Source organism: Minwuia sp. (assembly GCF_048007105.1).
Taxonomy (GTDB): domain Bacteria; phylum Pseudomonadota; class Alphaproteobacteria; order Minwuiales; family Minwuiaceae; genus Minwuia.
This window is the reverse complement of sequence record NZ_CP180352.1, coordinates 3,485,156-3,505,373: the sequence shown is the minus strand read 5'-3', so window position 1 is coordinate 3,505,373 and position 20,218 is coordinate 3,485,156. Positions and strand designations below refer to the sequence as shown.

18 protein-coding genes and 1 pseudogene are annotated in these 20,218 nt (G+C 66.9%); 7 read left to right on the top strand and 12 right to left on the bottom strand.

Annotated features, from left to right (window positions below):
* The first annotated feature begins 8 nt into the window (after positions 1-8).
* Both ACMVY4_RS16985 and ACMVY4_RS16980 read left to right on the top strand, forming a co-directional pair.
* Complete coding sequence (locus tag ACMVY4_RS16985) at positions 9-1,262, top strand: acyl-CoA dehydrogenase (protein WP_416897170.1); 1,254 nt, start codon at positions 9-11, stop codon at positions 1,260-1,262.
* 157 nt (positions 1,263-1,419) lie between these two features.
* Complete coding sequence (locus ACMVY4_RS16980) at positions 1,420-2,193, top strand: SDR family NAD(P)-dependent oxidoreductase (protein ID WP_416897169.1); 774 nt, start codon at positions 1,420-1,422, stop codon at positions 2,191-2,193.
* A 6-nt stretch (positions 2,194-2,199) separates the two neighbouring features.
* On the opposite strand, the gene radC is transcribed toward ACMVY4_RS16980, so the two are convergent.
* From radC to sfsA, 3 genes are read right to left on the bottom strand one after another with little or no spacing between them, the layout of a single operon-like run.
* Positions 2,200-2,889, bottom strand: a complete 690-nt coding sequence (radC, locus tag ACMVY4_RS16975; protein WP_416897168.1) for a RadC family protein — start codon at positions 2,887-2,889, stop codon at positions 2,200-2,202.
* Positions 2,890-2,902: 13 nt separating this feature from the next.
* Positions 2,903-3,721, bottom strand: coding sequence for a type I methionyl aminopeptidase (gene map, locus ACMVY4_RS16970; RefSeq protein WP_416897167.1), 819 nt, complete (start codon positions 3,719-3,721; stop codon positions 2,903-2,905).
* A gap of 7 nt (positions 3,722-3,728) precedes the next feature.
* Positions 3,729-4,418, bottom strand: coding sequence for a DNA/RNA nuclease SfsA (gene sfsA / locus ACMVY4_RS16965; protein WP_416897166.1), 690 nt, complete (start codon positions 4,416-4,418; stop codon positions 3,729-3,731).
* A gap of 72 nt (positions 4,419-4,490) precedes the next feature.
* Between sfsA and ACMVY4_RS16960 the strand changes: the two genes are divergently transcribed.
* Positions 4,491-5,333 carry an ATP-binding protein gene (locus ACMVY4_RS16960; RefSeq protein WP_416897165.1) on the top strand — a complete coding sequence of 281 codons (843 nt, stop codon included), beginning with the start codon at positions 4,491-4,493 and terminating at the stop codon, positions 5,331-5,333.
* Positions 5,334-5,470: 137 nt separating this feature from the next.
* Positions 5,471-7,759, top strand: coding sequence for a penicillin acylase family protein (locus ACMVY4_RS16955; protein WP_416897164.1), 2,289 nt, complete (start codon positions 5,471-5,473; stop codon positions 7,757-7,759).
* Here the strand turns inward: ACMVY4_RS16955 and hemN are convergent.
* From hemN to ACMVY4_RS16940, 3 genes are all read right to left on the bottom strand, one after another.
* Complete coding sequence (gene hemN, locus ACMVY4_RS16950) at positions 7,756-9,102, bottom strand: oxygen-independent coproporphyrinogen III oxidase (RefSeq protein ID WP_416897163.1); 1,347 nt, start codon at positions 9,100-9,102, stop codon at positions 7,756-7,758. The genes ACMVY4_RS16955 and hemN overlap by 4 nt on opposite strands.
* Before the next feature lie 72 nt (positions 9,103-9,174).
* Positions 9,175-9,978: a nucleoside triphosphate pyrophosphohydrolase gene (gene mazG, locus ACMVY4_RS16945; RefSeq protein ID WP_416897162.1), complete on the bottom strand. Its 804-nt coding sequence runs from the start codon at positions 9,976-9,978 to the stop codon at positions 9,175-9,177.
* Positions 9,978-11,141 carry a cystathionine gamma-synthase gene (locus ACMVY4_RS16940; RefSeq protein WP_416897161.1) on the bottom strand — a complete coding sequence of 388 codons (1,164 nt, stop codon included), beginning with the start codon at positions 11,139-11,141 and terminating at the stop codon, positions 9,978-9,980. Before ACMVY4_RS16940 ends, mazG begins: the two co-directional genes overlap by 1 nt.
* 252 nt (positions 11,142-11,393) lie before the next feature.
* Between ACMVY4_RS16940 and ACMVY4_RS16935 the strand changes: the two genes are divergently transcribed.
* Together ACMVY4_RS16935 and ACMVY4_RS16930 are read left to right on the top strand one after the other, a co-directional pair.
* The gene (locus tag ACMVY4_RS16935; RefSeq protein WP_416897160.1) at positions 11,394-12,371 is read left to right on the top strand and encodes a GlxA family transcriptional regulator; all 978 of its coding nucleotides are present in this window, start codon (positions 11,394-11,396) and stop codon (positions 12,369-12,371) included.
* A gap of 28 nt (positions 12,372-12,399) precedes the next feature.
* A complete protein-coding gene (locus ACMVY4_RS16930; protein ID WP_416897159.1) occupies positions 12,400-12,636 on the top strand; it encodes a hypothetical protein in 237 nt (78 codons plus the stop codon).
* 78 nt (positions 12,637-12,714) lie between these two features.
* Here ACMVY4_RS16930 and gltA read toward each other — a convergent pair whose 3' ends face one another.
* Both gltA and gltX read right to left on the bottom strand, forming a co-directional pair.
* Entirely contained in the window at positions 12,715-14,022 is a 1,308-nt protein-coding gene (gltA, locus tag ACMVY4_RS16925) for a citrate synthase (protein WP_416897158.1), read from the bottom strand.
* A gap of 116 nt (positions 14,023-14,138) precedes the next feature.
* Complete coding sequence (gene gltX, locus ACMVY4_RS16920; RefSeq protein WP_416897157.1) at positions 14,139-15,542, bottom strand: glutamate--tRNA ligase; 1,404 nt, start codon at positions 15,540-15,542, stop codon at positions 14,139-14,141.
* A gap of 55 nt (positions 15,543-15,597) precedes the next feature.
* On the opposite strand from gltX, the gene ACMVY4_RS16915 reads away from it, so the two are divergent.
* On the top strand, positions 15,598-17,769 hold the full coding sequence (locus ACMVY4_RS16915; RefSeq protein WP_416897156.1) for a ComEC/Rec2 family competence protein: 2,172 nt from the start codon (positions 15,598-15,600) through the stop codon (positions 17,767-17,769).
* Here the strand turns inward: ACMVY4_RS16915 and lexA are convergent.
* The 4 genes and pseudogenes from lexA to moaC form a co-directional block, all read right to left on the bottom strand.
* Complete coding sequence (lexA, locus tag ACMVY4_RS16910; protein ID WP_416897155.1) at positions 17,733-18,449, bottom strand: transcriptional repressor LexA; 717 nt, start codon at positions 18,447-18,449, stop codon at positions 17,733-17,735. The genes ACMVY4_RS16915 and lexA overlap by 37 nt on opposite strands.
* A 78-nt stretch (positions 18,450-18,527) precedes the next feature.
* Entirely contained in the window at positions 18,528-19,115 is a 588-nt protein-coding gene (locus ACMVY4_RS16905; RefSeq protein ID WP_416897154.1) for a molybdopterin molybdotransferase MoeA, read from the bottom strand.
* Positions 19,116-19,311: 196 nt separating this feature from the next.
* A pseudogene (locus tag ACMVY4_RS16900) lies at positions 19,312-19,668 on the bottom strand (molybdopterin molybdenumtransferase MoeA); the annotation flags it as partial.
* 71 nt (positions 19,669-19,739) lie between these two features.
* Complete coding sequence (moaC, locus tag ACMVY4_RS16895; RefSeq protein ID WP_416897153.1) at positions 19,740-20,216, bottom strand: cyclic pyranopterin monophosphate synthase MoaC; 477 nt, start codon at positions 20,214-20,216, stop codon at positions 19,740-19,742.
* Positions 20,217-20,218: the final 2 nt, after the last annotated feature.

The following is a 20,218-nucleotide window of genomic DNA, read 5'->3' as shown; positions in this document are numbered from 1 at the left end:
GAGCAGCCATGGATTTCGACGATACGCCCGAAGAGGCGGCGTACCGCGCGAAGGCGCGCGATTGGATCGCGGTCAACGCGCCGAAGGAGCTGAAAGCCGAACTGGACCTCGCCGGCTTCGGCGGCCCGTCGGTAACCAGCGTCAGCCCCATCGAAGCCGGCAAGGCCTGGCAGCGGAAGAAGTCGGATGCCGGCTGGGCCTGTCTGCACTGGCCGGTCGAGTACGGTGGCGCCGGCGCGACGCCGATGCAGCGCGTCATCTGGAGCCAGGAAGAGGGCGTCTACGGCAAGCTGTCCGGTCCGTTCCTGATCGGGCAGGGCATGTGCGGGCCGACGGTGATGGCCTGGGCCGGCGAAGAGCAGAAGCGCCGCCTGTTGCCGCCACTGGCTTCGGGCGAGGAGATCTGGTGCCAGCTCTTCTCGGAACCGGCCGGTGGTTCCGACCTGGCCGGGCTCAGGACCCGGGCGCAAAGGGCGGATGACGGCTCCGGCGACTGGATCGTCAACGGACAGAAGATCTGGACCTCGGGCGCGCATCACTCCCAGTGGGGCCTGCTGATCGCGCGTACCGATCCGACCGTGCCGAAGCACAAGGGCCTGACCATGTTCTTCCTGCGCATGGACAGCCCCGGCGTCGAGGTGCGGCCGATCAAGCAGGCCAATGGCGACGCCAATTTCAACGAGGTGTTCTTCACCGATGTCCGCATCCCCGACGACCAGCGCCTCGGCGCCGAGGGACAGGGCTGGCAGGTCTCGCTGACAACGCTGATGAACGAACGATTGTCGATTGGTTCAGGCATGCCAACGGGTTTTCCGGAACTCTTCGACTTCTGCATGAAGGCGGAACTGGACGGGCAGCCCGCCATCGACAGCGCCGCTGTGCGGTCGAGACTGGCGTCCTTCGCCGTCCGCGCCAGCGGTCTCAAATACACCGGCATGCGCGCGATCTCGGCGCTCTCGAAGGGCGACACGCCGGGGCCGGAAAATTCCATCGGCAAGCTGGTCGCCGGTTCGATGCTTCAGGAAGTGGCGATGTACGCGCTCGACCTGCAGGCCCAGGGCGGGGCCATTGCCGGCCCGGAGGCGGACGCGCTCGGCCGCTTCCAGGCCATGCTGCTGCGCTCTCCAGCGACGCGGATTGAGGGCGGATCCGACGAGATCCTGCGCAACATCATCGGTGAACGCGTGCTCGGCCTGCCGGGCGATATCCGCGTCGACAAGGCGGTCCCGTTCAACGAGATCCCGACCAGCGGCCGCGGGTAGGTGCGCCGCGCACTTCCATTTGCGGGCGTGCCCTGGACTTGATCCAGGGCCCATTCCGGAGCGGAGATGGCCGATCGGCGGCTGCGGAATCGCTCAGGAATGGGTCCCGGATCGGGGTCCGGGACACGCCGGTGTTTCTTGATTCAGGGGGACCATGATGAGCTTTCCGCTACCCAACAATTCCACAGATCTGAGCGGGCAGACTGCGATCGTCACCGGCGCATCGTCCGGTCTTGGCTACCGCTTTGCCAAGGTGCTGGCGTCCTGCGGCGCGAAGGTTGCGCTGACCGCCCGGCGCGTGGACAAGCTCGAGGCGCTCAAGGCCGAGATCGAAACCGCCGGCGGACAGGCCGAGGCGTTTCAGCTTGACGTTCAGGACGCCGACCAGCTCAAGGCCATCGTTCCCGCGGTCGAGGAGAAGCTCGGCCCGGTGACGATCCTGGTGAACAATGCCGGCATCCCGGACGCCCAGCGGGCGACGAAGATGTCGGTCGATCTGATCGACGCCGTGCTCGATACCAATGTCCGCGCGCCCTACATCCTCTCCTGCGAGGTGGCGCGCCGCCTGATCGACCTGAAGCAGCCGGGGCGCATCGTCAACATCGCCTCGGCGGCGGCCTTCAACTACCGAGGCCAGGGCGCGGCGCTCTATTCGATTTCAAAGGGCGCGGTGATCCGCATGACCGAGGCGCTCGCCGTCGAGTGGGCGCCGTTCAACATCAACGTCAACGCCATCGCGCCGGGCGCCTTCGCCTCGGAGATGATGGACGGCATGCTGGAGCGGATGGGCGACATCACCAAGGGCTTCCCCCGGAAGCGGCTCGGCCAGCCGGAGCAGATGGATTCGACCCTGCTCTTCTTCTGCTCGCCGTCCTCGGAATGCGTGACCGGCACCTATATCCGCATCGACGACGGCCAGCACCCGCGGTAGACGGACCTAGAGCAGCCCGTTCGATCTGAACGAGTAGGGTTCGTCCGCGCCGACCACCAGATGATCGTGCAGCACGACGCCGACGGCCTTCGCGGCGTCGCGGACCTGTTTGGTCATGTCGATGTCGGCCCGGCTGGGCGTCGGATCGCCCGAGGGGTGGTTGTGCACCATGATCAGGGCCGAGGCCTCCAGATGCAGGGCGCGCTTGACGATCTCGCGGGGATAGACCGGCGTATGATCGACCGTGCCCTTCTGCTGTACCTCGTCGGCGATCAGTACGTTCTTGCGGTCGAGGAAGAGGACGTGGAATTCCTCGGTCGTCTTGTAGCGCTTGGAGGCGTTGCAGTAGTCGATCAGCGCCTGCCATGACGACAGCACGTTGCGCTTCATGACCCTGGCGCGGGCCAGCCGCACGGCAGCCGCATCCAGCAGCTTGATCTGGGCGATGGCCGCATCGCCGACGCCGGGCACCTCCTTCAGCCGCTCGGGCGGCGCGGAAATGACGTGGGCGAAATCGCCGAATGTCTCGATCAGCTGCTTGGCGAGCGGCTTGGTGTCGCCGCGCGGGCTGGCGGCCCAGAGCGCCATCTCCAGCAGTTCGTAGTCCTGCAGGGCGTCCGGCCCGTGCGCGATCAGCTTCTCGCGCATGCGGCTGCGATGGCCGTGATAGTGGGGCTTCGCGGATCCCTCGGCCACGGCGTCCGCCGGGTCAGTAGGGGGGCTTGTGCAGCCCGGCCGGGGACTCTGTGAAGATCTCGTGGCCCGACTCGGTAACGCCGATGGAATGCTCGAACTGCGCCGACAGCGAGCGGTCGCGGGTGACCGCGGTCCAGCCGTCTTCCAGAATCTTCACCTGCCAGCTGCCGAGATTGATCATCGGCTCGATGGTGAAGAACATGCCGGCCTTCAACTCCATGCCCGCGCCGGCGGTCCCGTAGTGCAGCACGTTCGGCGCGTCGTGGAAGACCCTGCCCAGGCCGTGACCGCAGAAGTCGCGGACCACCGAGCAGCGCTCGCTCTCGGCATATTCCTGGATCGCCTGGCCGATGTCGCCCAGACGCGCGCCCGGGCGGACGACGGCAATCCCGCGCATCATCGCCTCGTAGGTCACGTCGACCAGACGGCGGGACTTCAGCTTCGGCTTGCCGACATGGAACATCCGGCTGGTGTCGCCATGCCAGCCGTTCAGGATGACGGTGACGTCGATGTTCATGATGTCGCCGTCCTTCAGCACCCGTTCGCCGGGAATGCCGTGGCAGACGACATGGTTGATCGAGGTGCAGATGGACTTCGGGAAGCCGCGGTAGTTCAGCGGCGCCGGAACCGCGCCGTGACCGGTGATGAACTCGTGGCAGATCCGGTCGAGTTCGCCCGTCGTCACGCCGGGCTTCACATGCTCGACGATCATGTCGAGGGCTTCCGCCGCCAGCCGTCCCGCCTTGCGCATGCCCTCGAAGCCTTCGGCGTCGTGCAGCTTGATCTGTCCGGTGTTGCGGACGGGGGCGTTGTCGGCGGCGATATAATTCATGAAGCGCTCAGTCGAAACTCACCGGAATGGGGTCCGCCGGATATAGGCCGGTGGCGGAAACCGCGCAAGTGTAGCAGATCGCCTCCACGCCCGCTGCAACCGCGCGTTTCAGGGTTTCCGCCCAGACCGGGTCGATGTCGGCGGCCGGGCGGAAGCGCTCGCCGTCGGGGCGGGGGCTGAGCAGGAACAACACGGCGCGGCCGCCCGTTTCGGCGACCCGGATCAGTTCTTCCAGATGTTTCGCGCCGCGTTTGGTCACCGAGTCCGGGAACTCCATCAGCCCCGGCGCGCGGGACATGGTCACCGACTTGATCTCGACATAGCAATCCGGGCGGGCCTCCGACTGCAGCAGCAGGTCGATGCGGGAGCCTTCGCCGTAGCGGACCTCCCGGCGGACGGTCTCGTAGCCGGCAAGTTCCGGGATCCGGCCGGCGGCGACGGCCGCCTCGGCGGCGCGGTTCGGGCGCTGGGTGTTGACGCAAACCGGGATGCCGCGGACCTCGATCAGCTCCATGGACCAGGCCAGCTTTCGCTTCGGATCGGCGGAATGGCTGAGCCACACGGACTGACCTTCGCCTTCGATGAGGCTCAGCATCGAACCGGGATTGGGGCAATGTGCCGTGACCATGCTGCCATCCGGCAGTTCGACGTCCGCGAGAAAGCGCTTGTAGCGCTTCAGCAGTCGACCCCCTGTCAATTTTCCTGGAAACTCCATACGCAAACCCGTAACCCTGAATTAACCCTTGCCTGCCTAAGATGCGGCAGTCCCATGCCTCCCGGAACCGACGACATGGCCATCGCCGAACAGAAAGACGATCTGCATTCGCCCCGAGCGACCGTTCTCGCCGACTGTCTCTCAAGCTTGGCCGTCATCCGCAAGGCCTCGCTTGCCGGCGAAGGCGCCGATGCCGGTGTTCGCATGCGCTGGTTGAAGCGTCTCCACACGCTGAAGGGGGCGACCGGCTTCATCGGCGCGGCCCGTCTGACCCGGGTGTTGCACCGTCTGGAATCCTTTCTGGCCGGACCTGGGAAATTCGATGCCGACGCTTTCGCGGTCACCATGGACGAGATCATGCTGATCCTCGACGGCATGAATCTGGAAGCCGAGGATCTTGGCGAGCCTGCGGTCTACCGCTTTGGCAGTTGCCTCTGGTGGGCCAACGAACTGGTGCAAAAGACCGCGGACCGCGAAGGCAAGCGGCTGTTCATGCTGGTGCAGGGCGGGGACCTGTTCGTGCCCTCCAGGGCTTATGAGGCGTTGAAGGTCGCGCTACCGCACCTTGCAGTGAACGCTGTCGTGCACGGCATCGAAGCGCCGGATGTGCGCAAGGCGGCCGGCAAGCCGGAGACCGGCCTCATCACCATTTCCGCCGAAGCCTGCAGCGACGGCCTTCAGGTCCGGTTCGCCGACAATGGCGGCGGGATTCCCGACGAAATTGTCGCGCGGGTCTTTCAGGACGGGTTCACGACGCAGAACGTGCCGACGGAACTGGCGGGACGCGGTGTCGGTCTGTCCGAGGCCCGCGACGCCGTCGAGGCGGCTGGCGGCCGGATCGTGCTCGAGACGTCGGCCGGTCTGGGCGCGTCGTTCACTCTCGATTTCCGGAAATAGACGAACCGGAGCTGTCTTCCGGCAACCGTTTGTAACGGCACGGCAGAAGTGACCGGCGGTCACTTGTCATCCGATTTCGGTCTCCTAACGTAAGCAGGGTCCAGTTACGGGACCGCAAAATCACGACAGGGGCCATCATGACTCGTTCGCTCACCGGCATGCTTTCAACCGTTGCCGTTGCAGCTCTGGTTGCCGGTTGCAGCCTGTTCACCAGCATTCCCGAACAGGTTTCGATCGCGGACCGCATCGCGCAGATGGAGACCGGCGGTCTGGACCTCGCCGAGCCGGTCGAGATCCGCTGGAACAGCCACATGGTGCCGTGGATCACGGCCGGGAACGACTCCGATGCGGCCTACGCGCTGGGCTATGTCCATGCCCATCTCCGCCTTGGCCAGATGGAGATCGCGCGGCGGCTGGCCTCGGGCCGTGTCGCCGAGATCGCCGGGCCGCTGGCCGCCGACATCGACGAGACCGTGCGTCTGATTGGCTATTACCGCGGGGCCGAGCAGAACTATCAGAAGCTGCCGCCGGCGACACGGGAGTGGCTGGACCGCTTTGCGGATGGCGTGAACGCCTATCTGGGGCGGATCGACGAACTGCCTCACGAGTACAAGCTGTTCGCCTTCAAGCCGGAGCCCTGGACTCCGGTCGATATCCTGGCCTTCGGCCGGCTGGCCGGATCCGACGTCAACTGGCTGACCTCGATCGGCATGCTGGCGCTGACGTCCCGGCCGGACTGGCCCGAGATTTGGCGCGAAGCCATGAACTTCAACGGTGGCGCGATCCGCAGCGTTGCCGAGGCCGACGGCGAGCGTGATGCCGCCGTCAAGCTGGCGGCGCTGCTCGACATGATCGGCGCGCATGCCCGCAGCGGCTCCAACGCCTGGGCCGTGAACGGCGCGCGGTCGGCGAGCGGCGCGCCGATGATGGCGACGGATCCGCATCTGGGCATCACCGCGCCCAACATCTGGCTGCTGGCGGGGCTGAAGACGCCGTCCTACGAGGTCGTCGGCATGATGCCGGCCGGAATGCCCATCTTCGGTCTGGGCCGTAACCGGGATCTGGCCTGGGGGGCGACCAACCTCCGGGCGCGCTCGTCGGACCTGATCGATGTGACCGCGATTCCGGAGTCCGAACTCCGGACCGAAACCGATGTGATCGTGAACCGCTTCGGCTTCGACCGCGAGGTGATTCGGCGCTATTCCCCCTGGGGCCCGTTGATCACGGACTCGCCGCTCGTGAACGATCCGCAGGAACGCCGCATCGCGCTGAAATGGATCGGGCACCAGTTCTCCGACGAACTGACCGCCTACATGGATGGCGCGCGGGCCTCGACCATCGCCGAGTTCCGCACGGCCTTCGACGACTACGCGATCCCGGGCCTGGCCTTCGTGCTGGCGACCGCGGATGGCGACATCGCCATCGGCACGGCGGCCAAGCTGCCGGACCGCCCGCTCGATTCCCCGAGAGACCTTGTGCTGGACCCGCCCGCCCCGGGCGAGGCGAATCCCTGGGACCGCATCTACACCGCTGGGCAGTTGCCCTGGATCGTCAATCCGGACGAGGGCTTCGTGGCGTCGGCCAACAATCCGACAGCGCCGTTCGAGGCGCCGATGACGCTGTTCGACACGCCGCCGGACCGCATCTCGGTCCTGAAGCGCGCACTGGCCGAGGCCCGTGATGTCGACAGGGACTACATGGCGGCGTTGCAGCGGAACACCCATTCCCCGTCTGCGATGGTCCTGCGAGACGCGATCCTTGACCTCGCCGAACGGGCGGACTTGCGTGATCAGGTGCCGCCGTCCATGGCCGATTGGGACGGGGATTACGAGATCGAGTCCCGCGGGGCCCTGGCCTTCGAGGCTTTCGTCGCGGCGCTGACGCCGAAGGTCTACGAGAAGCTTGGCGAGGAAGATGTGCTGGAGGTGATCGGCCGCTGGTCCTGGTTCCGGGTCAAGCTCGCTGCGGATCTCAGGCGTCTGGGGCCCAAGGATGCGGCTGACGCCGTCGCCCATGCCATTTCCGAATCCCGCGAGACCGTCGACGAGTTCGGCGAATGGGGCCGGATGCACCGTTTGCAGCTCCGGCATCCGCTGGCCAACGCGCCTGTCATCGGCGGCCGCTACGTGTTCGGCGACGTGCCGGGCGGCGGCTCCAACGAGACGGTGATGAAATCGGCCCACAATCCCACCGAGGAACGCCACCCGGCCTTCTATGGATCGCAGGCGCGCCAGATTTCCGACATGTCGGATCCTGACGCCAACTGGTTCGTCATTCTGGGCGGGCAGGATGGCTGGCTCAACGCCGAGGGTTTCACCGATCAGCTGCCGCTCTGGCAGCGCGGCGAGTACATCCGGATGCCGCTCAGCCGTGAGCGGGTCGAGGCCGAGTTCGAGCGGATCACCGTCTTGACGCCGAAGGGCTAGACAGCCGCCGAGTGCCGCCTTTCCTCCGGCGCCAGATAGGCATCGAAGGCCGCGGCGGCCACACGGGTCAGGATGCGGAAATTCGGATCGACGATCAGGCGGTCGCCAAAACGCCGCACGATCCCGTCCTCCTCCAGATCGCTTGTGTCGAAGTCAGGCTTCGGCAGGCGATGCCGGTGCGCCACCTGTCCGACATCGACGGTGAGGTCGCACATCAGCCGCTCGATGATGTCACGCCGCATCCGGTCCTCAGGTGTCAGCACGCGACCGCGGGCGACCGGCAATTCGCCGGCCTCGACAGAGCGCATCCAGTGCCTCAGATCCGGCGAGTTCTGGACATAGCCTTCCCTGAAGCTGCCGATGGCCGACGGACCCAAGCCGATGAGCATGTCCGAGGCGTCGGTCGTGTAGCCCTGGAAGTTGCGGCGCAGCTGGCCGTCGGATTGCGCGCGGCTCAGGTCGTCGTCGGTCCGTGCGAAGTGGTCGAGACCGATCTGTCGGTAGCCGCCCCATGCCAGGACGGACGCGATGGCCTCGGCCTGCTCCAGCCGCGCCTCAGGACCGGGCAGTTCCGCTTCCCTGATCTGGCGCTGATGCCGCTTCATCGATGGCACGTGCGCATAGCCGAAGGATGAGACCCGCCACGGATCGAGTTGGACGACGCGCGCCGCCGTGTCCGCCGCCGACTCGACTGTCTGTCCAGGCAAGCCGTAGAGGATGTCGGCATTCAGCCTGTCGATGCCGACGCCGCGCAGCCGCTCGACCGCGGTTTCGACCAGATCGAAGGGCTGCAGCCTGTTGATCCGAAGCTGGACGCGGACGTCGAAGGTCTGGATGCCCAGGCTGGCGCGGTTGACGCCGGACCGGGCATAGGCCTCGGCCAGTGGCACCGTCATCTGTCGCGGGTCGACCTCGACCGCGATTTCGGCACCGCTGTCGATGGAGAACCGCTGCCCGATACGATCCATCACCTGCTCGAACCGCCCCGGCGCGACGATGGACGGGCTGCCGCCGCCCCAGTGGATATGCTGCAGCCGCAGCCGGCCCGGTATCGACGCCGCGACCATGTCGATTTCGGCCAGCAGATTGTCGAGAAAGGCCTCGACCGGCTTGTCGTTCCGGGTCGCGCGGGCGTTGCAGCCGCAGTACCAGCACATCGTCCGGCACCATGGCACGTGGATGTAGAGAGAGGCGGGACGGCCGGGATCGATCTGCGCCAGCCAGTGCCGGTACTGATCCTCGTTGAAGTCGTTCCGGAAGTGCGGCGCGGTCGGATAGCTGGTGTAGCGCGGGATCAGCCGCTCGCTGTGACGGAGGATCAGATCGGTACGGGCCTGGGGCATCGTGACGGGCTCCTTTCGGTACTCCGCGAGAATGCCCGGCCAGGCGGAAAGCGCCTTGATTCAGATCAACGGTCAGGTCGCCTTCTTCGCCGCGTTCCAGTGCCGGTCCATCTCCTCAAGCGTAGCGTCCTGCGGTCGCTTGCCATCCCGTTCCAGGCCCGCCTCGACGGCACGGAAGCGCTTGGCGAAGCGATCGTTGGCGCCGCGGAGCGCGGCTTCAGGATCGATCTTCCGGAACCGCGCGAGATTGGTCACGGCGAACAGGAGATCGCCGATCTCCTCGGCCAGCCGGACATCGTCGCCCGCATCCAGTTCGGCCTGCACCTCGTCCAGTTCCTCGACGATCTTGCCGACAACCGGTCCGACATCCGGGAAATCGAAGCCGACCCGTGAAGCGCGTTTCTGCAGCTTCTCGGCTCTGGTGAGGGCGGGCAGGCCGAGCGCAACGCCGTCGAGCGCCGATTCCCGGCGGCCGTCCTGCTTCGCCTTCTCGGCCCGTTCGGCGGCCTTCTGCGCTTCCCAGTTCAGCGTCTGGGCGCCGGCGCTGTCGATCCCTTCCTGATTGCCGAAGACGTGGGGATGCCGCTTGATCATCTTGTCGGCGATGTGTCCGGCGACATCGTCATAGGCGAAGGCCCCGGCCTCCTCGGCCATGCGGCTGTGAAAGACGACCTGGAACAGCAGGTCGCCCAGTTCGCCCTTCAGATCGGAGAGATCCTCGCGCTGGATGGCGTCGGCGACCTCGTAGGCTTCCTCGATGGTGTAGGGCGCGATGGTCGCGAAGGTCTGTTCCACATCCCAGGGACAGCCGGTCTGCGGATCCCGGAGCCGCGCCATCACCTCCAGCAGGCGCGCGGTCTGGTCGCCTGCCGCCATCAGCCCAGTGCCCGGTCGAGTTCCGCAATCAGGTCCTCGATATCCTCGACACCCACCGACAGACGGATCAGCGTGTCCGAGATGCCGAGCTCGGCACGGATCTCCGGCGGCACCGAGGCGTGGGTCATGATCGCCGGATGCTCGATCAGGCTCTCGACGCCGCCGAGACTTTCGGCCAGGGCGAAGATCTCGCAGCGCTCAAGGAAGGTCCGGGCCTCGTCCAGCCCACCCTTGATGAAGGCCGTGACCATGCCGCCGAAGCCGTCCATCTGCCGCTTCGCCAGATCGTGTTGCGGATGGCTCGGCAGGCCGGGATAGACGACACGTTCGATGTTCGGATGCGCCTCCAGATGCTCGGCGATCGCCTGGGCCGAACGGCAATGCTGCCGCATCCTGAGCGCGAGGGTCTTCACGCCACGGAGTGCCATGAAGCTGTCGAATGGGCCCAGGATGGAGCCGACCGCGTTCTGCAGATAGTAGAGCCTGTCCTTCAGATCCGGATTCTCGCCGATGACGACGACGCCGCCGACCACATCGGAATGGCCGTTGATGTACTTGGTGATCGAGTGGACGACGATGTCGGCGCCATGCTCAAGCGGACGCTGGCAGAAGGGCGTGGCGAAGGTGTTGTCGCAGACCATCAGGATGCCGCGTGCTCTGGCGATGGCCGAGATGGCTTTCAGGTCGACCAGCTTGAGCAACGGGTTTGTCGGGCTCTCGACCCAGACCATCTTCGTCTCGGGCCGGATCGCGGCCTCGAACGCCGCCGGATCCGAAAGGTCGGCGAAGCTGAAATCCAGACCCGCGGAACGCTTGCGGACATTTTCGAACAGGCGATAGCTGCCGCCGTAGAGATCGTCCATCGCCACCACATGATCGCCGCTGGACAGCAGTTCCAGCACCGTGCCCATCGCGGCCATGCCGGAGGCGAAGGCGAGGCCGTGCGCGCCGCTTTCCAGATCCGCGACGCAGGCCTCGAACGCCTGCCGCGTCGGATTCTGGGTCCGGCTGTATTCATAGCCCTTGTGGACGCCCGGGCTCTCCTGGACATAGGTCGAGGTCGCGTAGATCGGCGTCATCACGGCGCCGGTCGTGGGGTCCGGGCGCTGTCCGGCGTGGATGGCGCGGGTCGAGAAGCCCTGCCTGTTCCTGCGGTCGGCCATGTCGTTCTCCCTGTTCCGTCGGGCCAGAAATAGTCGGCGTTGGCGGGCTGTCCAGCCTGCATCGCGGGGACCGTAACGGATTCACATACGTAAATCAGGACTTGCCAATGCCGCCCCGTCGGGGGCAGCGTTCGAACGCAGGAAAATATGTCCGGCGCTCCCGATTCCCGGGGCGGCCGGACCCAATAACACGACAGCCAGCCGGTTCACGGGCGGGACCGCTGCTGTACTGCGTTGAGAAGGTTGCAGCGAATGGCAACACATCGGGTCGTTTTCTTCCTGGTGCCCAATTTCTCGATGATTGCCTTTGCGTCGGCGCTGGAGCCCCTGCGCCTGACGAACCGCACGCTCGGCCTCACCGCCTATGAATGGACCGTGGTTTCGCTCGACGGCCAGCCGGTGACGGCCTCGAACGGCCTGGACGTCGGCGTCGACATGTCGCTGGATCATGCGCGCCAGCGGATGCTGGACGAGATCAAGCCCGAGATCATCCTGGTCTGCTCGGGCGTGAAGGTCGAAGCGTTCCGCAACGCCCAGTTCGATGGCTGGCTGCGCTCGATGCACCGCCACGGCATTGCCGTCGGCGGGCTGTGCACCGGCGCCTGGCTGCTGGCCCAGGCGGGCCTGCTGGAGGGCAAGCGCTGCTCGATTCACTGGGAGACGCTGCCGGCCTTTGCCGAGAAGTTTCCAATGGCCGAGGTCCATGCCGATCTCTGCGAGATCGACGACGAGATCTACACCTGCGCGGGCGGCACGGCGGCGCTGGACATGATGCTGCATCTGATCGAGGAGCACTTCGACCAGAACGTGGTCACCAAGGTCTGCGAATACTGCCTGATCGACCGCATCCGCAACCAGCGCGACCGGCAGCGTCTGCCGCTGCAGGCGCGCCTCGGGCTGCATCACGCCAAGCTGTTGCTGATCATCGAACTGATGGAGGCGAACGTCTCCGAACCGCTCTCGCTCTCGGAGATCTCCGAATATGTCGGGCTCTCGCGGCGGCAGGTTGAGCGGCTGTTCCGCCGCCATCTCGGACGCTCGCCCGCACGCTACTATCTGGAAATCCGCATCGACCGGGCGCGGCATCTGCTGCTGCAGTCGAACATGCCGATCGTCGATGTCGCCATCGCCTGCGGCTTCGTCTCGGCCTCGCACTTCTCCAAGTGTTATCGTGAGATGTACGGGCGCTCGCCGCAGATGGAGCGGGCGCAGTCGGAAGCCTTCGTCTAGCAGCGATCATCTGCGGGAGAACCTGCGAATGCCACGTCCGGAACCGAGCCTGAAACAGCCGGATACGGCGTTGGTCAGGCTGGGCCGCGTGATCTACTGGCTGACCTCTGGCCTGGCGGCAATCGGTCTTGTTCTGGCCGCTGTGCTCGCCGTGCTCGGAACCGGCGGCAACGATGCCTGGTTCTTCGCGATCGTGCTGGCCATCGCCGCAGCCGTCGTCTGGGGTATCGGCCGGGCGGTCCGGTATGTCCTGTCGGGCTACTGAATTCCCGTTCTGAATGCAGAAAGGGCCCCCGGGTCGCTCCGGAGGCCCCCCTGAAAGCCGTCAGGCTGGTCCGCGGTATCAGCCGCGCTTGTGGATCGGCACGTACTTGCGCTGTTCCGGGCCGGTGTAGAGCTGGCGCGGGCGGCCGATCTTCTGATGCGGGTCCTGGATCATCTCGTTCCACTGCGCCACCCAGCCGACGGTGCGGGCCAGGGCGAACAGCACGGTGAACATGTCCACCGGGAAACCCATCGCCTTGAGGATGATGCCGGAATAGAAGTCGACGTTCGGATAGAGCTTCTTCTCGACGAAGTAGGGGTCTTCCAGCGCCACCTTCTCCAGCTTCATGGCGATCTCCAGCAGCGGATCGTCCTTGATGCCGAGCAGGTCGAGGACCTCGTGGCAGGTCTGCTGCATCACCTTGGCGCGCGGATCGTAGTTCTTGTAGACCCGGTGGCCGAAGCCCATCAGGCGGAAGCTGTCGTTCTTGTCCTGCGCCTTCTTCACGAACTCGCCGACACGGTCGGCCGAGCCGATCTGCTCCAGCATCTTCAGCACCGCCTCGTTGGCGCCGCCATGGGCGGGACCCCAGAGGCTGGCGATGCCGGCCGCGATGCAGGCGAACGGGTTGGCGCCCGACGAGCCGGCGAGACGCACCGTCGAGGTGGAGGCGTTCTGCTCGTGATCGGCGTGCAGGATGAAGATGCGGTCCATCGCTTTCGCCAGCACCGGATCGACCCGGTAGGCCTCGGCGGGAACCGCGAACATCATGTCCAGGAAGCGCTCGGAGTAGGACAGGTCGTTCTTCGGATAGATGAACGGCTGGCCGATCGAGTACTTGTAGGCCCAGGCGGCAATGGTCGGCATCTTGGCGACCAGCCGGTAGGAGGCGACCATCCGCTGGTGCGGATCGTCGATGTCGGTGCTGTCATGGTAGAAGGCGCTCATCGCGCCGACCACGCCGACCATGATCGCCATGGGATGGGCGTCGCGCCGGAACCCGCGGAAGAAGTTGTTCATCTGGTCGTGCAGCATGGTGTGCTTGGTGACCGTGTCGACGAACTTGGCCTTCTCCTCCGCGTTCGGCAACTCGCCGTTCAGCAGCAGGTAGCAGACTTCCAGATAGTCCGAATGCTCGGCCAGCTCGTCGATCGGATAACCGCGGTGCAGCAGCACGCCGAGATCGCCGTCGATGAAGGTGATTTCCGACTGGCAGCTCGCGGTTGCGGTGAACCCCGGATCGTAGGTGAACAGCCCGGTGTCGCCGTAGAACTTGCGGATATCGACCACGTCCGGTCCGACGGTGCCGGAGAAGATGTCGACCTCCATCGTCTTGCCGCCATCGATCGAAATGGACGCCTTGCCGTTGGTTTTGGCCTCTTTCATTGAGATCCCCTTCCTGTTGCGTTGGCCGCGCCCGCAGTTGTGGCGTCGGCGGCATGCCCCTCTTGCGGCGGCATTATAGCCAAACCGGGGGCCGTGAAAATGACATGACGCACCCCTCAGGCCGCGTCGCGGATGCGGCCGAGCGCTTCTTCCCGTCCCAGTACCGCCAGCACATCGAAGATGCCCGGCGATACGTTCGTCCCGGTCAGGGCGGCCCTGAGAGGCTGCGCCACCTTGCCGAGCTTCAGTTCTTCGGCCTCCGCGTGGGCGCGGACGGCCTCTTCGAGCGATGCGGCGTCCCAGCCGTCCAGAGCGTCGAGCCGGGCGGCGAGCCGGTCCAGCATGGCGCGGGCGTCGCCGTCCAGCAGCTTCGTCGCTTTTTCGTCCGGTTCGAGCGGCCGCTGCCTGACAAGAAATCTAGCGCTTTCAGCCAGTTCGACAATGGTCTTCGCACGCTCTTTGAGACCCGCCATCAGGTCGCCGATGCGCTGGCGCGCGAGCGCATCAACGCTCTGGCCCGCGCTTTCCAGGCTGGCGCAGACCAGATCGGTCAGACGCCCGTCCTCGGCTTCACGGACGTAATGGCCGTTGAGATGCTCCAGCTTCTGGAAGTCGAAACGCGCCGCGCCCTTGCCGACATGGTCCAGGCTGAACCATTCGATCGCCTGTTCGGTGGAGAAGATCTCGTCGTCGCCATGCGACCAGCCGAGGCGGACCAGATAATTCCGCATGGCTTCGGGCAGGTAGCCCATGTCGCGATAGGCGTCGACGCCCAGCGCGCCGTGCCGCTTCGACAGCTTGGCGCCGTCCGGACCATGGATCAGGGGGATATGGGCGAAGGCCGGCACGTCCCAGCCCAGCGCCTTGTAGATCAGGCTCTGACGGGCCGCGTTCACCAGGTGGTCGTCGCCGCGGATGATGTGCGTCACCGCCATGTCGTGATCGTCGACCACCACGGAAAGCATGTAGGTCGGCGTTCCGTCGGCGCGCAGCAGGATCATGTCGTCCAGCTGGTCGTTGCGGAAGGTGACGGTGCCCTGCACCAGATCCTCGATCACCGTCTCGCCGGTCTGCGGCGCCTTCAGCCGGATGGCCGGTTTCACGCCCGCTGGCGCGTCCGCCGGATCGCGGTCGCGCCAGCGCCCGTCATAGCGGACCGGCTGTCCCGCGGCGCGCTGCTGTTCGCGCATCTCGGCGAGTTCCTCGGGGCTGGCGTAGCAGGGATAGGCGTGGCCGCCGTCGATCAGTCGCTGCACGACCTCGGCGTGGCGGGCCTGCCGGGAGAACTGGAAGACCGGTTCCTCGTCATGATCCAGGCCCAGCCAGGCGAGCCCGTCGAAGATCGCCTCGATCGCCTCGTCCGTCGACCGCTTGCGGTCGGTGTCCTCGATCCTCAGCAGATACTTGCCGCCATTGGCGCGGGCGAACAGCCAGTTGAACAGCGCGGTCCGTGCGCCGCCGATATGCAGGTAGCCGGTGGGCGAGGGGGCGAAACGGGTGACGACGCCGGGCTCTGCCATGCAAAAACGCTCCAGAAATCAGGGGAATGACGTAGCATCATGCGAGGAGGCGCTGATGTATCACATCCCCCGGCGGCTGACGAGACGGCTCGGGCCCGCAATGCTCGCCGGGCTGCGCGACCCCGCTGGCGCGGTGGTCCGGGCCCTTGCCGCCGAGGCGCACCGGGCCTTCTATGCCGCGCCGGTCCTGCTGGGCGCGGGGATCGGCGTCTACTTCGCCGTGCCTGCCGAGCCGCCGCTCTGGGCCGTGCTCGGCGCGCTGGCACTGAGCGGCTTCGCCTTCGCCATGCTGCGCGAGACAGTGCTGCGGCATGCGGCCCTCGCCGTGCTGATTGCCGCCACGGGGTTCTGTCTCGCTCTCCTGAGAACCGAGATGATCGCCGCGCCGGTGCTGCCTGCCCAGGTCGGCCCGGCGCCGCTGTCCGGCATCGTCACCGATATCGACAGGCGGCCCGAGGCCATGCGGGTGACGCTCCGGCCGGAGAGTTTCGGCGGCCTGCGCGCGGACGACCTGCCAGGCTTGTTGCGCATTTCGGTCCGGACCACGGATCGCCCCGTCTCGCCGGGTGACCGGATCAGCATGCTCGCCTCCGCCCAGCCGCCCTCGTCGCCGGCGGAGCCGGGAGCGTTCGATTTCCAGCGCTACGCCTATTACCGCGGTATCGGCGGTTATGGCTTCGCGCTGGGCGCCGCGGAGATCGACCCGGCGCCGCCGGGTTTCGCCGAGCGGTTCAACCGGTTCCGCGACCGGCTGGCCGTGCGCATCGCCGAAGCGGTCGGTCCGCCGTCGGGCGGCATCGCCGCGGCGCTGATCACCGGCGACCGCAGCCGCATCACCGAGGCGCAGGAACAGGCGCTGCGCGACAGCGGGCTGGCGCATCTGCTGGCAATCTCCGGGCTGCACATGGGGCTGGTGACCGGGTTCCTTTTCTTCGGCCTGCGGGCGGTGCTCGCCCTGTTCCCGTCGGTGGCGCTCCGGCGGCCGGTGAAGAAGTGGGCCGCGCTGGCGGCGCTGGCCGGCGGTCTCGGCTATCTGGTCATCACCGGCGGGTCCGTCACCACGGTCAGGGCCTATGTCATGGTAGCGCTGGTCATGCTGGCGGTGCTGGTCGACCGCCGGGCGATCTCGCTCCGGACTGTCGCCATCGCGGCGCTGCTGGTGCTGGCGGTGACGCCGGAATCGCTGGTCGAGCCCGGTTTCCAGATGTCCTTCGCCGCGGTCACCGCGCTCGTTGCCGCGTATGAGGCCTATGGCGACCGCTGGCGGGTTGCCGTGGGGCGGGGCAGCGTCCCGGCGCGCATCTGGCGCTATCTCGCCGGTGTCGGACTGACGACCCTGATCGCGGGCGTCGCGACCGGTCCTTTCGCCATTTACCATTTCGGACGCTTCGCCGATTACGGCCTGATCGCCAATCTGGCGGCGATCCCGCTGGTCGCCTTCTGGGTGATGCCGGCGGCGACGGTCAGCGCCCTGCTGATGCCGCTCGGGCTGGAAGGCCTGCCGCTCTGGGCGATGGGGCAGGGGATCGAACTCGTCATGGCCGTGGCAGACTTCGTCGCCGGCCTGCCCGGCGCGGTGCGGCTGGTGCCCGCCATGCCGGTCTGGGGCCTGCTGGCTGTCAGCCTGGGCGGACTCTGGCTCTGCCTGATGTCGAAGGCCTGGCGGTTCTGGGGACTGGCCGCGGTGGCCGCCGGCCTTTTTTCACCCTATCTGGCCGAGCGGCCGCTGGTCCGGGTCGATGCCGACGCGCGGATCGTCGGCGTCCGGACCGCGGATGGCGGGCTGATGCTTTCGTCGGACCGCCGGGAGAAGTTCACCGCCGACCAGTGGGTCGCCCGTGACGGGCTGGCCGCAGCCGGGCGCTGGCCGGGTTCGGGCGGTGTCAGCCTGGACGGGCGGCTCCGCTGTGATCTCGCAGGCTGCATTCTGCGCGTGGAGGGCTGGATGGTGGCGCTGCCGGCTTCGCCGGCGGCCATCGCAGAGGATTGCCGCCGCGCCGACATCGTCATCAGCCTGGAACCGGTCCGGGGCCGCTGCCCCTCGGCGCGGGTGATCGTCGACCGCTTCGACATTTGGCGCGACGGGGCGCATGCGGTCTGGCTCGACCCGGTGCGCGGGCCTGTGGTCCGCTCGGCCGACGGCGTCCGGGGCCAGCGGCGCTGGAACCCCGATCCGCCGCCGGCGCGGGATCAGTACTGGCGGAAGAGCGCCACCAGCCGGCCCTGAATCTTGACCTGGTCCTCGCGGTAGATGCGGGTCTCGTAGGAGGGATTCTCGGCCTCCAGCGCGATGGAGGCGCCCTTGCGGCGGATCCGCTTCAGGGTGACTTCCTCGCCCTCGACCAGCGCTACGACGATGGCGCCGTTCTCGGCGGTATCCGAGCGTTCGATCACCACCGTGTCGCCGTCCAGGATGCCGGCATTGATCATGGAATCGCCGGCGACCTCCAGGGCGTAGTGCTCGCCCCGGCCCAGCACGTGGGAAGGGATGTCGACATAATTGTTGTGGTCGCGCAGCGCCTCGATCGGCGTACCCGCGGCGATCTGGCCGAACAGCGGCAGGCTGACCATGTCGCCCATCGGCTGCGAGGGCGGCGGCGGGCTGGCGGCCGGGAAGTTGCGGTTGGAAACGATCTGCGGCTGGAAGCCGGTCTGCTTCTCGGCCATGGCGCTGCGGCCCTCGGGCGTCGCCGAGTCGGGCAGCTTGACCACCTCCAGGGCGCGGGCGCGGTGCGGCAGGCGGCGGATGAAGCCGCGCTCCTCCAGCGCCATGATCAGGCGGTGGATGCCCGACTTCGACTTCAGGTCCAGCGCTTCCTTCATCTCGTCGAAGGAGGGCGAGACGCCGTTCTCCTTCAGATAGTCGTGGATGTAGAGGAGGAGCTGCTGCTGCTTCCGGGTCAACATGGCGCTTCGCGTCCCTCGGTTAGTGAACGAATCGCCTTATGTTCTAAGAAAGTTCCCCTGAATCGTCAATAAATAGCGTCAGGCGAGGCCGTCGAGCGCGATATATTCGATTTCCGCGCCGGCCTTCGCTTCCGGCGCGTGGGCCGGGCGAATGGTCAGGGCGTCGGCTCGGGACATCACCGACAGCATCGAGGAATCCTGCCGCGAGAAGGGGAACAGCGTGACCGCGCCGTCGGCGCTGCGTTCGATGCGGCTGCGGAGGTAGTCCTCTCGACGGTCATTGGCCTTCAGGGCGGTACCGAGGCGGCCCTTCAGCACCGGCGGCGCGGGGTCCGCGAGGCCGAGCATCTGGCGGATGGCCGGCCGCAGGAAGATCACGCCGCAGACCAGCGAGGAGACCGGGTTGCCGGGCAGGCCGAGCAGCGGCACGCCGCCATAGCGGCCGAACATGAGCGGCTTGCCGGGCCGCATGGCGATGCGCCAGAAGTCGAGCCCGACGCCGCGGTCGGCCAGCACGTCCTGCACCAGATCATGATCGCCGACCGATGCGCCGCCCAGCGTGACCAGCATGTCCGCGCCCTTCGCCTGGGACGCGGCTTCCGCCAGCGCGCCGGGCTCGTCCGGGGCGATGCCGAGGTCGACAGGCTCGCCGCCGGCGAGGCGCACGATGCCGGCGACAGACAGCGAATTGGACGAGATGATCTGGTCGGGTCCCGGCTGCTCGCCCTGGCCGCACCAGTTCGTCGCCGGTCGAGAGCAGGGCGATCCGGGGGCGGCGGCGCACCCGGACCCAGGGCACGTTCATGGCCGCCAGCAGGCCAATATCACGCGGGGAGAGCAGGCGCCCCGCTTCCAGCCCGTCGTCGCCGGTCCGGAAATCGAGGCCGGCCGGTCGCACATAGGTGCCGGGGGTGACGCTCTCGATCGGGCGCACTTGGTCGCCCGCCACTTCGGCGTCTTCCTGGATCAGGATCGCGTCGGCGCCCGGGGGCAGGGGCGCGCCGGTGAAGATGCGCACAGTCTCGCCGGATCCGACCTCACCGTCGAAGCGCCGGCCGGCGGCGCTCTCGCCGATCAGCTTCAGCGGTGCGCTGCCGGGGGCGGTGTCCTCGGCGCGCAAGGCGTAGCCATCCATGGCCGACAGGTCACTGGGTGGCTGCGTCCGTCGCGCCGCCGTGCCTTTGGCCAGCACGCGGCCCAGGGCATGTTCAAGGCTCACCCATTCCGACGGGGTCTGGCCAAGCGCCGCGAGGATGCGGGCGCGGGCCTCGCCGACGGGCAGCAGGTCGCTCAAGAGGCCTCGAAGCGGCCCGACTTGCCGCCATCCTTCATCAGCAGGCGGACGCCGGTGATGACCATGTCCTTCTGCACGGCCTTGCACATGTCGTAGACCGTCAGCGCCGCGACCGAGGCGGCGGTCAGCGCCTCCATCTCGACGCCGGTCTTGCCGGTGACCTTGCAGGTCGCCTCGATGCGGATCGCGGGCGGATCGGTTTCGGGCGTCAGCTCCAGCTCGACATTGTTCAGGCCCAGCGGATGGCAGAGCGGGATCAGGTCCGGCGTCTTCTTGGCACCCATGATGCCGGCCAGCCGCGCCACGCCCAGCACGTCGCCCTTCTTCGACCGGCCCTCGACGATCAGGTCCAGGGTCTCGCGGTTCATCAGGATGCGGGCTTCGGCGGTGGCGGTGCGCTTCGTGACGTCCTTCTCGCCCACATCGACCATGCGGGCGCTGCCCTTGTCGTCGAAATGGGTGAAGCCGGACATGG